Source organism: Pseudomonas frederiksbergensis, assembly GCF_900105495.1.
In the GTDB taxonomy this organism is placed as follows: domain Bacteria; phylum Pseudomonadota; class Gammaproteobacteria; order Pseudomonadales; family Pseudomonadaceae; genus Aquipseudomonas; species Aquipseudomonas frederiksbergensis.
This window is the reverse complement of sequence record NZ_FNTF01000002.1, coordinates 3,445,287-3,457,728: the sequence shown is the minus strand read 5'-3', so window position 1 is coordinate 3,457,728 and position 12,442 is coordinate 3,445,287. Positions and strand designations below refer to the sequence as shown.

Below are 12,442 nucleotides of genomic sequence, written 5' to 3'. Positions count from 1 at the left end.
TCCCACGCAATGCTAACGTTGCCGCCTCACTCAGGTCGGAGGTACGTGCGTGCTGCTACTCAAACTGCTGGTCATCCCAGGGTTTCTCTTGCTGATTTCCCTGGCCGGTAAACGCTGGGGACCGAGTGTCGCCGGTTGGTTGTCGGGGTTGCCGGTGGTGGTCGGGCCGATTCTGTTCTTTCTCGCCATCGAGCAGGGCCAGGTGTTCGCCGCTCAATCGGCGACGGCAGCGCTGTCGGCGATGTTCGCGATGATTGCCTTTTGCGTGACCTACGCTCAGGTTGCACAACGCGCGAAATGGCCGTGGGCGCTGGTGATTTCGCTGTTAGTCTGGGCCACGGTGGCCGTTGTGCTGTCGTTGATTCCGCCGTCCCTGGTGTTCTCGGTGATCGCCGCCGCGACCGCTCTGCTGGCGGCGCCCTATCTGTTTCCCTCGGTACAGCCGATCATTTCTGGCCCGGCGCCGAAGTCCGACAAATTGCTGTTGCGCATGATTGCCGGTGCCCTGCTCACCCTCGCCGTCACGTTGCTGGCCAGCACCGTCGGCGAACGCTGGAGCGGTCTGCTCGCAGTGTTCCCGGTGCTGGGCAGCGTGATGGCGGTGTTCTCCCAGCAAACCCGCGGCCCCGCGTTTACCGCGGCATTGTTGCGGGCCACCGCAACCGGGATGTATTCGTTCGCCGCGTTTTGCCTGGTGTTGGCGCTGACGTTGCCGAAGTTTGGTTGGTGGGGATTCGCGATGGGAGTGGTGGTTTCATTGGGGATGTTGCTGGTGACGAAGAGACTGCTAATGAGTTCAAAAGACAGTTCGACCGTATCGAAAAACTTGCAGAAGGCCAACACGTAACACCATGGTCTTAAAGAGAACTCTCTAGCCGCAGAATCAGGCGTAACACCGCTGTCCCCCTGCTACAGGGCTGAGGGCTGCCAGAAAGTGGATTCCATGGGATGATTGCGCCGAACGCGCGACCATCCCTGGAGTTTCTGAATGTCATTGTTGAGTAAAAAAGCCGTTGTGCTGTTGTTGACGGCGGTTGCCAGTCTGGGAGCGCTGAATGCGCAGGCCGCCAAGGCCACTGCCAGCGATACCGCGCCAGCACAGAAAGTCTCGATGCTCGGCGGCAAGTTCAAGTTCACCCTGCCCAAAGGCTTCGTCGCCAACCCGTTGCCTGCCGGCGACGCGGCCACCGGCACCGGCGGGGCAACGGGCACCATGTACACCAATCAGGCGACTAAAACTGTCGTGATCGCCGCTGAAAACACCATCCCCGGCGGCCTCAACGTCAAAGACAACGACGGTCAGTTCCTCGACTCCGTGGCGTCTGACTTCGCCACCCAACAAGCCACGGCGCTGCCGGACTTCACCAAGCTCAGCGAAAAGAGCCTGACCCAGAAAGGCACGGGCCTGGGACTGCGACAGATCGACAGCACCGCCACCCAGGGCGGCGGCAAAACCCTCGACACTACGCTGATGGCCGCCTCCAACACGCGCATGGCGATCGTTCAGGTGATTTCCCGCCTCAGTGACAATGCTGGCCACGAGACGCTGGTCAAACAGATCGTCAGCGGCAAGTAAGCGTCAGGGATTGAGACGCTGCAACCAGGCGCTCAAGTCTTGTATCTCGGTGGCAGTAATGCTGTGACCGACGCCAGGGTAGGCATGAAATTCAGGCTTGAGTGACAGGCTCTGCAACAGGCTGTCGGCGTCCGTGCCGTCCTTGTAGGGAAGGAGTGTGTCGGCGGTGCCATGACCAATGAAAATCGCCAGCTGCTGGCGTTTTTCATCGGGTTTCAACCCGGACTTGAGCACTGGCAGAATCCGCCCGCTCAACGCCGCGATCCCGCCCACCGCCTCAGGATGACGCAGGGCCACCTCGTAGGACATCATCGCGCCCTGGCTGAAACCCACCAGGAATACCTTATTAGGTTCGGTGTGATACTTCTTCGCCGCCTGTGCGACAAAATCCAGCAACACTGCGCCGCTGGCCTTCAAATCATCTGTCTCGCCGTCATAGGCGCCATCACCTTTCTGGCGAAACCACTGATAACGGCCCTCCTCTATCACCATCGGTGCGCGTACCGACAGGTAGTTGTATGACGCGGGCAGTTCATCCTTGATGTCGAACAGGTCTTCTTCGTTACTGCCAAAACCGTGGAGGAAAATCACCAGGGGCTGATGGCGCGATTCAGAGTTGGCCTGCTCCAGGTACTTGAGCGGCAGATCGGTTTGCAGCGGGGTTTGAGCGTGGACGGCGGTGGACGCCAGGAGTGTCAGCAGAGCGAGAAACTTCAACATAAACCTTCCTTCACAAGTGCAGGATTCGGGGCAGAGCCTAACACCTCTTTTGGCCTTTGATCGTTCCCATGCTCTGCATGGGAATGCAGCCCGGGACGCTCTGCGTCCCAGAAGCCGAACGCGGAGCGTCCGTTGAGGCATTCCCACGCAGAGCATGGGAACGATCAGTGAGGATCTTCAATCGTTGACGAGTTTCCCGACCCGAATCGGCTCGCGCCCCGCCACCTTCGCCTGCCAGGTCCCCGGTTGCGTATAGCGCCCACGGTCAATCGCAAACAACACCCCACTGGTCCCGGCGCAAACAGTGGTGACCCGATCGTTCAATGGATCGACCACTTCGAACAGCGCATCCCCTTTTTCCACCCACTCACCCGAGTCGCGCAGAAAACTGACGACCCCATGATGCGGCGCGAACAGGTATTGGGTGCCTTCGAACGGCATGCCTTCACAGCATTCGCTCGGGGCCGCAGGCCAAGCGCCTTTGATGAAACCCTGCTCGGCGAGGAAGCCGAGAATCGCCTCGCAATTGGCTTGGGCCTGATCGACGCGGGTATCACCCATGCTGCCCAGTTCCAGCGTTGTCGCCAGGTTGGCCGGCGGTATCGCGGCCTCTGGGAAAGCCCTGGCCAGGCGCAACCACGGGGTTGAACACGACTCATCGAATGAACTGCCGCCGGAGTCTTCGCAGAGCAACGCCACCCCGGCCTTCAAACGCGCCGCCAGGGATTGCCACTGCGGCCAGTGTTGCGGCAAGGCGTACAGATGAATCGCCGCGTCGAAATCACAATGCAGATCGAGAGTGATGTCGGCCTCACAGGCGTGGCGCAACAGCAAACGGTGCATGGCTTCAAGCTGCGAGGCCGGTGCCGGCAAATCGTCGAGTACCTGGCCCATGGTTTGGCGAATCAGCGCAATGTTGGCCGCCGCGTCACTGCCCAAGCGATCACCGATTAACTCGGCCACCGGTGCGCTGAGTTCGACGAAGGAGCGGTTGAAGTTCTTGCCGCTGCCCAGCTCGAAGCGGCCCATGTGGCTGCCTTGCAGGTGTTGATCGAGGCCGATGGGATTGGCCACCGGGACCAGTTCGATCACGCCCTGCAACTGGCCCTGGGTTTCGAGTTCGGCCAGACGCTTTTTCAGTTCCCACGCCGTGCGCATGCCCGGCAGTTCATCCGCGTGCAGGCTGGCCTGGATGTAGACCTTGCGAGTGCCCGCGCCATAACGAAACACGCTGAGGGTGCGTTCGGTGCCCAAGTGACTCCAGGGCAGTGAATGGTCGATGCGTTGCATGGAAACTCCTGAATATCTGAACGGCGAAAATCACCTGTAGGAGCGAGCCTGCTCGCGAAAGCAGTGTGTCAGGCAAAAGACTTACCACTGAAAAACCGCTTTCGCGAGGCTCACTCCCACAGGGATCTTATTTCAACAGAGAGAGCATAAAAAAAGTGGCAACCGCGTCAACGGTTGCCACTTTTTTGAACGGCGTGATTAATGGCCGTAAACGTCAAAGTCGAAGTACTTGTCTTGCACTTGCTTGTACTTGCCGTTGGCGCGGATTTCGTTGATGGCAGTGTTGAATTTCTCAGCCAAAGCGGTATCGCCCTTGCGCACGGCAATACCGGCGCCGCCGCCGAAGTACTTGGCGTCTTCGTAGGTCGGGCCGACGAAAGCGAAGCCTTTGCCGGCGTCGGTTTTCAGGAAACCGTCGTCCAGGTTGACCGAGTCGGCCAGCATCGCATCGAGACGACCGGCGACCATGTCCAGGTTGGCTTCCTGCTGGGAGCCGTAGCGAACCAGGTTGATCCCGGCCGGCACCAGCACTTCAGTGGCGAAGCGGTCGTGGGTACTGGCGCGCAGCACACCGACTTTCTTGCCTTTGAGTTCGGTCAGCGGATCCTTGATGTCGGTGCCTTCCTTCATCACGAAGCGCGCCGGGGTGTGGTAGTACTTGATGGTGAAGTCGACGTTCTTTTTGCGATCGTCGGTGATGGTCATGGAGGACAGGATTGCGTCGATTTTCTTGACCTTCAGCGCCGGGATCAGACCGTCGAACTCTTGCTCGACCCAGGTGCATTTCACTTTCATCTGCTCGCACAGTGCGTCGCCGATGTCCACGTCGAAGCCGGTGAGTTTGCCGTCAGCGGTTTTCATCGAGAATGGCGGGTAACCGGCTTCGATACCGAGGCGGATCGGCTTGGCGTCTTCGGCCACGGCCGTCAGGGACAACATCGACAGTGCCAGGGCACCGAACATCACTAGCTTCTTCATTTATAACTCCTGTGTGCGGAGGCTTTTATTGGCAGCTTTCGATTGGCATTCGGTGGCGGGTTCCGATTGGAAAGCACCGAAGTGGCCGGCAGTCTAGAGCGGCTTCAGGAGGGTCAATTGTGTTTAAGCGACAAATACTTATAGAAAAGCAGCCGAGGGATACGAGTCCCTTGAAGCGTGCGCCAAGCCGGTGCAAAGACTGTAGGACAAGTCCTTTTTTCAGACAAAACCTACAAGTAAAAACTACAAGAGAGCCCTTATGGCCACGTTGAACCTGATCCAGCACCACCCTGCCGAAGGTCCCGGCGCCATTGCCACGTGGGCCACGTCCCGAGGTTTGACCTTGAACGTGTTTCGCGCCGACCTCGGCCAGTTGCCGCCAGTCAGTGCAGCGCCCGTCATTCTGTTGGGCGGGCCTTATGAGTCCAACGCCGGGCCGGCCTGGCTGGAAGCTGAACGCCAGTGGTTGGCCGGCAGCCTGGATCAAGGCGCGGCGGTGTTTGCGATTTGTCTGGGGGCGCAGTTACTGGCGCGGAGCCTGGGCGGGAATGTGCGACGGATGGATCGATGGGAGACCGGCTGGACGCCCGTGACCTTTGTCGATGGCCAGACGTTACAAGTGCTGGAATGGCACGAAGACGCCATCGACCTGCCGCCAAACGCGCAGTTGCTGGCCAGCAGTGATCAGTGCGAGCAGCAGATGTTTTGCGTCGGGCCGACGCGGGTGGGTTTGCAGTTTCATCCGGAATGGACGGCTGAATCGGTGGCAACGCTCAATGAACACTTTGGCGACGAGTCACCGCTACCTCGGGGTCAACAGGACAGCGCCGCCTATGCAACCGTGTTCGAATGGTTGCAGGTGACGCTTGATGGGTGGTGGTCGGCACAGGTTTAAAGAAGCAAGATCAACAGATCGCAGCCTCGTTTCACTCGACAGCTCCTACAGGTCTACGCGATTGCCTGTAGGAGCTGTCGAGTGAAAACGAGGCTGCGATCTTTTCGACTACATCAACATTCGCAACCGATCACGCTGCTGGCAGGCCGTTGCACAGCAACGCTCAACTCAAACCCTTCATCCAGCCACCCGGTCACCCCGCCGATCATTTCCTTGACCGGGTACCCCAGCGCCGCCAGTTTCACCGCAGCCTTGTTGGCACCGTTGCAGTGGGGCCCGGCGCAATACACCACGAACAGGCTGGTTTTCGGGTAGGCCGCCAGGCTTGCAGCGTTCAGCAGTCGCCCCGGAATATTGATCGCTCCCGGCACATGGCCACGCTCGAACGCGAGCGGGCCGCGCACGTCTATCAGGACAAAATCCACTTCGCCGGCCTGTTGGCTGCCGTGAACGTCGGAACAGTCGGTTTCGAAGGTCAGACGGTTACTGAAATGCATCAGGGCGATGGCCGATGGGGCGGCGGGAATCTCTCGGACCAGGCTGGTCATGGGCTGTACTCCAAAGTCTCGGTGGGTGTGAGAAGACTTTATCCACCCGGCGCTTGCGGCTACAGTGGCGCACAAGACACTCACCGGGAACTTTCCGCCAAATGCAGCCCACCCCAGGATTGGTCGCGATTCTGGCCTACGACGGCCTCTGCACATTCGAGTTCGGCATCGCCGTGGAGATCTTCGGCCTGGCCCGTCCGGAATTCGACTTCCCTTGGTACGAGCACCGGATCGCCGCGGTCGATCAGGGCCCGATGCACGCCATGGGCGGTATTCAAGTGCTGGCCGATGGCGGCATGGAGCTGCTCGAAGATGCCCGGACCATCATCATTCCCGGCTGGCGTGACCGCAGCGCCCCGGTGCCTGAGGCATTGATCGCGGCCCTGCGCCAAGCCCATGCGCGGGGTGCGCGGCTGCTGTCGATCTGCTCGGGTGTGTTCGTGCTGGCGGCCACCGGTTTGCTCGACGGTCACGGCGCCACCACGCACTGGCGCTACACCTCTGAGCTGGCCGAGCGGTTTCCGAACATTCTGGTGGACCCGGACGTGCTCTATGTCGATTCAGGTCAGCTGATCACCTCGGCCGGCAGCGCTGCCGGTATCGATGCCTGCCTGCATCTGGTGGCGCGGGACTTCGGTACGCAAGTGGCCAACTCGGTGGCGCGGCGGCTGGTGATGTCGCCGCAACGCACCGGCGGCCAGGCGCAGTTCATTCCGACACCGGTCAGTCCTACGCCGCGTAGCGATTTGTCGCGCGTCATGCAGTGGGCACGCGAGCGTTTGCATGAACCGCTGGAGGTGCGCGAGCTGGCGAGTGAAGCGGCGATGAGTGAACGGACGTTTCTGCGCCGCTTCACTGAAGCCACCGGCATGCCGCCCAAGGCCTGGTTGCAGCATGAGCGCCTGGGCCGGGCTCGCGAGCTGCTTGAAAGCACGAGCCAGAACACCGACCAGATTGCCCAGCGCTGCGGATATCGCTCGGTGGAGAGTTTTCGGGTGGCGTTTCGCAGCGTGGTCGGCGTGCCGCCGTCGGTGTATCGGGAGCGGTTTGGAGTCAAAGGCGATTTTTTGAGGTGTTCTTTAGGGCCTCATCACGAGCAGGCTCGCTCCCACAGTTGACCGAGTTGTCTGGACGGACGCGGTCTAATGTGGGAGTGAGCCTGCTCGCGATGAGGCCAGCCCAGACAACAATTTTCTCAAGGCTTGCGCAACAGATAGGTATCCATAATCCACCCATTCTCCAACCGGGCCGCCTTGCGCACTCGCTCGATCTCATCCGCCACATCCTTGAGCTTGCCGCTGATCAAAATCTCATCCGGCGTGCCCAAGTAAGCCCCCCAATAAATCTCTGTCTCCTGATCCGCCACCTGATGGTAGGAATCTTCTGCATCGAGCATCACCACCAGGCTGTCGGCATCACTCACCTGCCCCGCCGCCAGCCGTCGGCCAGTGGTGATTTCAATTGAGCGGCCAATGCGGTTCAGCGGCACTTTATGTTGCGCCGCCAGCGCCTGGACACTGGTGATGCCGGGGATCACTTCAAATTCGAAGACGCACCGGCCCGAGGCCAGAATCGCCTGCAAGATCCGGATGGTGCTGTCGTACAACGCCGGATCGCCCCACACCAGAAAACCGCCGCACTGCTCGTCAGTCATTTCCTCGCTGATCAACCGTTCGAACGTCCGCTGTTTAGCCAGATTGAGATCTTCCACGCTGGCCTTGTAGTCCACATCACCGCGTTCGCGCTCCGGGCTGTGGGCTTCGACGAAGCGGTAGTCGCGATCGGTGATGTAGCGTTCGCAGATCTCTCGGCGCAGGTCGATCAGCTTGTCCTTGCTCTGCCCCTTGTCCATGAGGAAAAACACGTCGACGAGGTTCAGCGCTTTCACGGCTTGCATGGTGATGTAGTCGGGGTTGCCGGCGCCGATGCCGATGACCAGAAGTTTTTTCATCAATAGGCTCCTTCAGGCTCAGTGCCCAACAAGCGTAAACGCCAACGGCCGTTGAACCGCAACTCGATGGCCGACAGCGGTTCAACATCGATCAGGTTGAACGCTGCGCTTTGCAGCACCTGCGTCAGCGCGGCGCGAATCACAAACGGATGGGTGATGGCAACGATGTGTCCCGGTGTGGCCTCCAGGGTTTTCAGCCACGCGGCCACCCGTCCTGCGAGTTGCGCCACCGACTCGCCGCCATGGGGCGCCGAATTCGGATCATCGAGCCAGGTCTGCAGCGCTTCGGCTGCGTTTTTTTGCAGATCGTCGATCCGCACGCCTTGCCAGCGCCCGAAATCGCAATCCCTCAATGCCTCGACAATTTCCACGGCGCTGCCGAACAGCTCGGCGGTTTGCCGGGTTCGCAGTTCAGGTCCACATACTAGTCGCGGCGTCCCCTTGAACTGAGCACGACGCGATCCCCTTGCCGATTGCCAATCCATTTCTATTGGCTCATTTGTAGGAAAACACGCCAATTTTTGTGCGACGGTTCGAGCGTGGCACATCAAAGTCAAACGGGTTGCCTGCACGAAGGATCACTCTGTCGATGGAATGGAAAACGGCAACACGCCGCAAACAATTGGCCAATTGTGCCGCAAGAAGCGCGATCCAGGGCGTTTCGTTTGATCGGGCAAACACAGGTTTCAACCCACACCCGCCTGAAAAAATCAGCGATATCCGACACCACTATGGGCGATGGCCTACAAGCTCTGTCGACTTCCATGTAGCCCACAGCCCACGGGGTTTTCGCCCTTTTTTCTAACGTTAAAAATCCATTGAAAAATTCACTAGACATGTTGAGTCCGCTACATAAATACTGTTTTAGCAATTTATGAAATGAAACCGACATATCCATCCAGCAGGAGCCCGGATGCCTTCTCTCAGAGACCTGATCACCGATCCCGGCCTGGACCTTACGCCGTCGGAACGCAAAGTGATCCGTGCCTTGCTGGACCAGTACCCGCGTAACGGACTGGGCCCGATGTCACGTTTGGCCGAACATGCCGGTGTCAGCGATCCCACCATCGTGCGACTGGTCAAAAAACTGGGTTTCAGCGGTTATGCCGATTTCCAGGATGCCCTGCTCAGCGACATGGACCACCGCCTCCGTTCTCCCAGCACCCTGTTGCAACCCCGTGCTCATCTTCAGAAAGGCGACGCCTGGAGCCAATATCTGGCGCACAGCCATCGAGCGCTGGTGGACACCCATGCGCTGACCCAACCCGAAGATGTGCGAATTCTGCTGGAATGGCTGCTCGACACCCGCCATCAGGTGCATTGCTTCGGCGGGCGCTTCAGCAGTTTCCTCGCCAGTTATTTACTCAATCACTTGCGCTTGCTGCGTCCGGGCTGTTTCGCCCTGGAAGACAACGCGCAACTGCCCGACCGTTTGTTCGACGTGCAGCGCCAGGACGTGGTGCTGGTGTTCGACTATCGCCGCTACCAGTCACAGGCCCTGCGCGTGGCCAATGCGGCGAAAAGTCGCTATGCACGCGTGGTGTTGTTCACTGACATCTATGCTTCACCGTTGCGGGAAATGGCCGACCTGATCATCAGTGCGCCAGTGGAATCGGTGTCGGCCTTCGACACCCTGGTTCCGGCGCTGGCCCAGGTCGAGGCGCTGATCGCCTGCCTGACCCTGCGCAGTCCGGACCTGGCCGATCGCCTGGAAGGCATCGACGCCCTGCGGACCGACTTCGACACCCACCTGCTGGAGGAAAAATAAGGATGTTCAAGCTCCCCCACCACTCACCTCGGGATTTGCCCTTCGTCACCGATCACACCGCGCTGTTACTGGTGGACATGCAACGCGCCTGGCTTGAGCCGCAGTTCGACCCGCACCTCAACGGGCCGGATGCCGAATACTTCCTGACCCGCACCCACATGCAGGTGGTTCCCAATCAACGCCGGCTGCTCAGCGCTTTTCGCAGCGCCCGGCAAAACGTGCTGCACACGATCATCGAAAGCCTCACCGCCGATGGCCGCGACCGCTCGCTGGACCACAAGCTCTCGGACATGCACTTGCCCAAGGGCAGCCCGCCAGCACGGATCATCGACGACCTGACCCCGGCAGAAAACGAAATCGTGCTGCCCAAGACCTCGTCCGGGGTCTTCAATTCCACCAACATCGACTACGTGCTGCGCAACCTCGGGACGCGGCACCTGATCATCGCCGGCATCGTCACCGACCAGTGCGTGGACATGGCCGTGCGTGATGCCGCCGACCGCGGTTATCTGGTGACGCTGGTGGAAGATGCCTGCGCGACTTACACGCCTGCGCGGCATCAGGCGTGCCTGAATGCAATCAGGGGTTACTGCTGGATTACCGACACCCAGACCGTGCTCGGCCGGTTGCAGGAGATGCAGCCATGAGCGAGCGCCTGCTGCCACTGCCCATGACCACCCTCGTCACCACCGACCTGATCGGCGTCACGCGTGGACGCTCCTTTCCCACGGACGAACTCGAGCGCTATCTAAAGATGGGGTGTGGCTGGGTGCCGGCCAACAGTGCGCTGACCCCGCAAGACATCATCGCCTACGCCAACCCGTGGGGCGCTTATGGTGATTTGCGACTGATGCCCGATCTGCTCAGTCGAGTGACGGTCGACAACGGCCCGGATGCCAGTGCCCCGGCACTGGATTTCATGCACAGCGACATTTGCGAAACCGATGGCCGCCCGTGGGGAGCCTGCCCGCGTACGTTGTTGCGCAACGAGGTGGAGCGTTATCGCGCCGAATTGGGCTTGCAAATCAATGCAGCGTTTGAGCATGAATTCAACTTGAACACCGGCGACGTTGAACACCTGGCGTTTTCCCTGCAAGCCCAGCGTCAGGGGGCCGAGTTTGGCGGTTGGCTGCTCGGCGCCCTGCGGGCCGGTGGCGTCGAGCCGGAAATGTTCCTGCCCGAGTACGGCAAGCATCAATACGAAATCACCTGTCGCCCGACCCTTGGAGTGGCCGCTGCCGATCGCGCGGTGAACGTGCGTGAAATCACTCGCGAGATCGCCCGGCAAATGGGCCTGGCGTTGAGCTTCGCGCCCAAGACCTCGGAGCATGCGGTGTGCAACGGCGTGCACCTGCACGTCAGCCTGCTGGATCTGGCTGGTCAGCCGGTGATGTATGACGCCGGCACCACCAATGGCTTGTCGACTCTCGGCCAGCACTGGGCCGCCGGCATCCTGCATTACCTGCCCGCACTCTGTGCGTTTACCGCGCCGACGCCGGTATCCTACGAGCGTTTGCAGCCCCACCACTGGAGCGCATCCTACGCGTGCCTCGGGCAACGCAACCGTGAAGCGGCGCTGCGAATCTGCCCGACGACAAGCCTGGGCGGCAAATCGGTGGCGTCGCAATACAACCTGGAATTTCGCGCCATGGACGCCACGTCCTCGCCGCACCTGGCCATGGCTGCGCTGCTGATTGCCGGCCGGTTGGGCATCGAACAACGCCTGGCCTTGAACGCAATCACCAATGAAGTCCCCGACGCACTGAACGAAGAACAACGCCAGGCGCGCGGCATCGTCGCCCTGCCCGCGTCCCTTGCCCAGGCCCTGGATTGCCTGCGCAACAGCGAGGCACTGATCGAGGCCCTGCCGAGCGCGTTGCTGGAAACCTACTTCGCCCTGAAAACCGAGGAACTGACCCTGACGGAACAGCTGTCGCCCGCCGAACGCTGTGAGCACTATGCGCGCCTGTACTGAATCTGCTGAGTTCGGTCTTTACACCGGGCCCGCGTACACCCTGAGTCGGGAAGACTCCGATCACCCGTTGATTCTGGTGTGCGAGCACGCCAGCCGTTTTATTCCCGCCGGGTTGAATGACCTGGGCTTGAGTCACGAGGCGGCCCGCGAGCACATCGCCTGGGACATCGGCGCCCTGGCGCTGGCCGAGGGTTTGTCCCGCGCATTGGGCGCAACCCTGTTGGCGGCCAATTATTCGCGGCTGCTGGTGGACCTCAACCGACCGCTGCAAGCCCCGGACAGCATTCCGGCACAGAGCGAAATCTATCAGGTGCCGGGCAACCGGGACCTGGATGAAGCCACCCGCGAGTACCGTCGGCAATCCTTGTTCGAGCCGTTTCATTCGCGTCTGACTGACTTGATCGACGAGCGTGTCGCTCAAGGACGAGCGCTGCGGGTGGTGGGAATTCACAGTTTCACACCGGTCTATCACGGCCAGCCCCGTACGCTGGAAGTCGGCGTGTTGTTTGGCAAGAGCATGGAATATGCCCAGCGTTTGATCGATGGCTTGGGCCGGCATCCATTGAAGGTTGCCGGTAATGAACCGTACAAAATCAACCCGCTGGGCGACATGACCGTGCCGGTCCATGGCGATGCACGAGGGCTGGAATCGGTGTTGATCGAGGTGCGCAACGACCTGCTGCGCACGCCTGAAAATGTCCGTCGTTTTACCGAATACCTGGCGCCACTGTTGTAAAGCAA

Annotated in this window: 14 protein-coding genes; 8 read left to right on the top strand and 6 right to left on the bottom strand. The window is 60.3% G+C overall.

Annotated features, from left to right (window positions below; genetic code table 11):
- Positions 1 to 49: 49 nt before the first annotated feature.
- The gene (locus BLW70_RS16360) at positions 50 to 847 is read left to right on the top strand and encodes a hypothetical protein (protein ID WP_074875595.1); all 798 of its coding nucleotides are present in this window, start codon (positions 50 to 52) and stop codon (positions 845 to 847) included.
- 141 nt (positions 848 to 988) lie between these two features.
- Complete coding sequence (locus BLW70_RS16355) at positions 989 to 1,576, top strand: DcrB/PsbP domain-containing protein (RefSeq protein ID WP_074875593.1); 588 nt, start codon at positions 989 to 991, stop codon at positions 1,574 to 1,576.
- Positions 1,577 to 1,579: 3 nt separating this feature from the next.
- Here BLW70_RS16355 and BLW70_RS16350 read toward each other — a convergent pair whose 3' ends face one another.
- From BLW70_RS16350 to BLW70_RS16340, 3 genes are all read right to left on the bottom strand, one after another.
- Complete coding sequence (locus tag BLW70_RS16350) at positions 1,580 to 2,296, bottom strand: alpha/beta hydrolase (protein ID WP_074875591.1); 717 nt, start codon at positions 2,294 to 2,296, stop codon at positions 1,580 to 1,582.
- A gap of 177 nt (positions 2,297 to 2,473) precedes the next feature.
- The gene (locus BLW70_RS16345) at positions 2,474 to 3,586 is read right to left on the bottom strand and encodes a succinylglutamate desuccinylase/aspartoacylase family protein (RefSeq protein WP_074875589.1); all 1,113 of its coding nucleotides are present in this window, start codon (positions 3,584 to 3,586) and stop codon (positions 2,474 to 2,476) included.
- Between the two features lie 198 nt (positions 3,587 to 3,784).
- Positions 3,785 to 4,564: an ABC transporter substrate-binding protein gene (locus tag BLW70_RS16340; protein WP_074875587.1), complete on the bottom strand. Its 780-nt coding sequence runs from the start codon at positions 4,562 to 4,564 to the stop codon at positions 3,785 to 3,787.
- A gap of 259 nt (positions 4,565 to 4,823) precedes the next feature.
- Between BLW70_RS16340 and BLW70_RS16335 the strand changes: the two genes are divergently transcribed.
- Positions 4,824 to 5,459: a type 1 glutamine amidotransferase gene (locus BLW70_RS16335; RefSeq protein WP_074875585.1), complete on the top strand. Its 636-nt coding sequence runs from the start codon at positions 4,824 to 4,826 to the stop codon at positions 5,457 to 5,459.
- 113 nt (positions 5,460 to 5,572) lie between these two features.
- Here the strand turns inward: BLW70_RS16335 and BLW70_RS16330 are convergent, their stop codons facing one another.
- Positions 5,573 to 6,007: a rhodanese-like domain-containing protein gene (locus BLW70_RS16330; protein ID WP_074875583.1), complete on the bottom strand. Its 435-nt coding sequence runs from the start codon at positions 6,005 to 6,007 to the stop codon at positions 5,573 to 5,575.
- Between the two features lie 101 nt (positions 6,008 to 6,108).
- Between BLW70_RS16330 and ftrA the strand changes: the two genes are divergently transcribed.
- A complete protein-coding gene (gene ftrA / locus BLW70_RS16325; RefSeq protein WP_074875582.1) occupies positions 6,109 to 7,125 on the top strand; it encodes a transcriptional regulator FtrA in 1,017 nt (338 codons plus the stop codon).
- Positions 7,126 to 7,202: 77 nt separating this feature from the next.
- Here ftrA and cobF read toward each other — a convergent pair whose 3' ends face one another.
- Positions 7,203 to 7,958, bottom strand: a complete 756-nt coding sequence (gene cobF / locus BLW70_RS16320) for a precorrin-6A synthase (deacetylating) (RefSeq protein WP_074875580.1) — start codon at positions 7,956 to 7,958, stop codon at positions 7,203 to 7,205.
- A complete protein-coding gene (locus BLW70_RS16315; RefSeq protein ID WP_074875578.1) occupies positions 7,958 to 8,530 on the bottom strand; it encodes a histidine phosphatase family protein in 573 nt (190 codons plus the stop codon). Before BLW70_RS16315 ends, cobF begins: the two co-directional genes overlap by 1 nt.
- A gap of 341 nt (positions 8,531 to 8,871) precedes the next feature.
- On the opposite strand from BLW70_RS16315, the gene BLW70_RS16310 reads away from it, so the two are divergent.
- From BLW70_RS16310 to BLW70_RS16295, 4 genes are read left to right on the top strand one after another with little or no spacing between them, the layout of a single operon-like run.
- Entirely contained in the window at positions 8,872 to 9,726 is an 855-nt protein-coding gene (locus BLW70_RS16310; protein WP_074875576.1) for a MurR/RpiR family transcriptional regulator, read from the top strand.
- A gap of 2 nt (positions 9,727 to 9,728) precedes the next feature.
- On the top strand, positions 9,729 to 10,373 hold the full coding sequence (locus BLW70_RS16305) for a cysteine hydrolase family protein (protein ID WP_074875574.1): 645 nt from the start codon (positions 9,729 to 9,731) through the stop codon (positions 10,371 to 10,373).
- Entirely contained in the window at positions 10,370 to 11,701 is a 1,332-nt protein-coding gene (locus tag BLW70_RS16300) for a glutamine synthetase family protein (protein ID WP_074875572.1), read from the top strand. The genes BLW70_RS16305 and BLW70_RS16300 overlap by 4 nt, the downstream gene beginning before the upstream one ends.
- Complete coding sequence (locus BLW70_RS16295; RefSeq protein WP_074875570.1) at positions 11,685 to 12,437, top strand: N-formylglutamate amidohydrolase; 753 nt, start codon at positions 11,685 to 11,687, stop codon at positions 12,435 to 12,437. The genes BLW70_RS16300 and BLW70_RS16295 overlap by 17 nt, the downstream gene beginning before the upstream one ends.
- The last annotated feature ends 5 nt before the right edge of the window (positions 12,438 to 12,442 follow it).

What these genes read in the sequence shown, in the direction of transcription:
- cobF (WP_074875580.1), bottom strand. Translation starts at nt 7,958, where the DNA reads ATGAAAAAACTTCTGGTCATCGGCATCGGCGCCGGCAACCCCGACTAC.
- ftrA (WP_074875582.1), top strand. Translation starts at nt 6,109, where the DNA reads ATGCAGCCCACCCCAGGATTGGTCGCGATTCTGGCCTACGACGGCCTC.
- BLW70_RS16305 (WP_074875574.1), top strand. Translation starts at nt 9,729, where the DNA reads ATGTTCAAGCTCCCCCACCACTCACCTCGGGATTTGCCCTTCGTCACC.
- BLW70_RS16330 (WP_074875583.1), bottom strand. Translation starts at nt 6,007, where the DNA reads ATGACCAGCCTGGTCCGAGAGATTCCCGCCGCCCCATCGGCCATCGCC.
- BLW70_RS16295 (WP_074875570.1), top strand. Translation starts at nt 11,685, where the DNA reads ATGCGCGCCTGTACTGAATCTGCTGAGTTCGGTCTTTACACCGGGCCC.
- BLW70_RS16300 (WP_074875572.1), top strand. Translation starts at nt 10,370, where the DNA reads ATGAGCGAGCGCCTGCTGCCACTGCCCATGACCACCCTCGTCACCACC.
- BLW70_RS16310 (WP_074875576.1), top strand. Translation starts at nt 8,872, where the DNA reads ATGCCTTCTCTCAGAGACCTGATCACCGATCCCGGCCTGGACCTTACG.
- BLW70_RS16340 (WP_074875587.1), bottom strand. Translation starts at nt 4,564, where the DNA reads ATGAAGAAGCTAGTGATGTTCGGTGCCCTGGCACTGTCGATGTTGTCC.
- BLW70_RS16350 (WP_074875591.1), bottom strand. Translation starts at nt 2,296, where the DNA reads ATGTTGAAGTTTCTCGCTCTGCTGACACTCCTGGCGTCCACCGCCGTC.
- BLW70_RS16335 (WP_074875585.1), top strand. Translation starts at nt 4,824, where the DNA reads ATGGCCACGTTGAACCTGATCCAGCACCACCCTGCCGAAGGTCCCGGC.
- BLW70_RS16355 (WP_074875593.1), top strand. Translation starts at nt 989, where the DNA reads ATGTCATTGTTGAGTAAAAAAGCCGTTGTGCTGTTGTTGACGGCGGTT.
- BLW70_RS16345 (WP_074875589.1), bottom strand. Translation starts at nt 3,586, where the DNA reads ATGCAACGCATCGACCATTCACTGCCCTGGAGTCACTTGGGCACCGAA.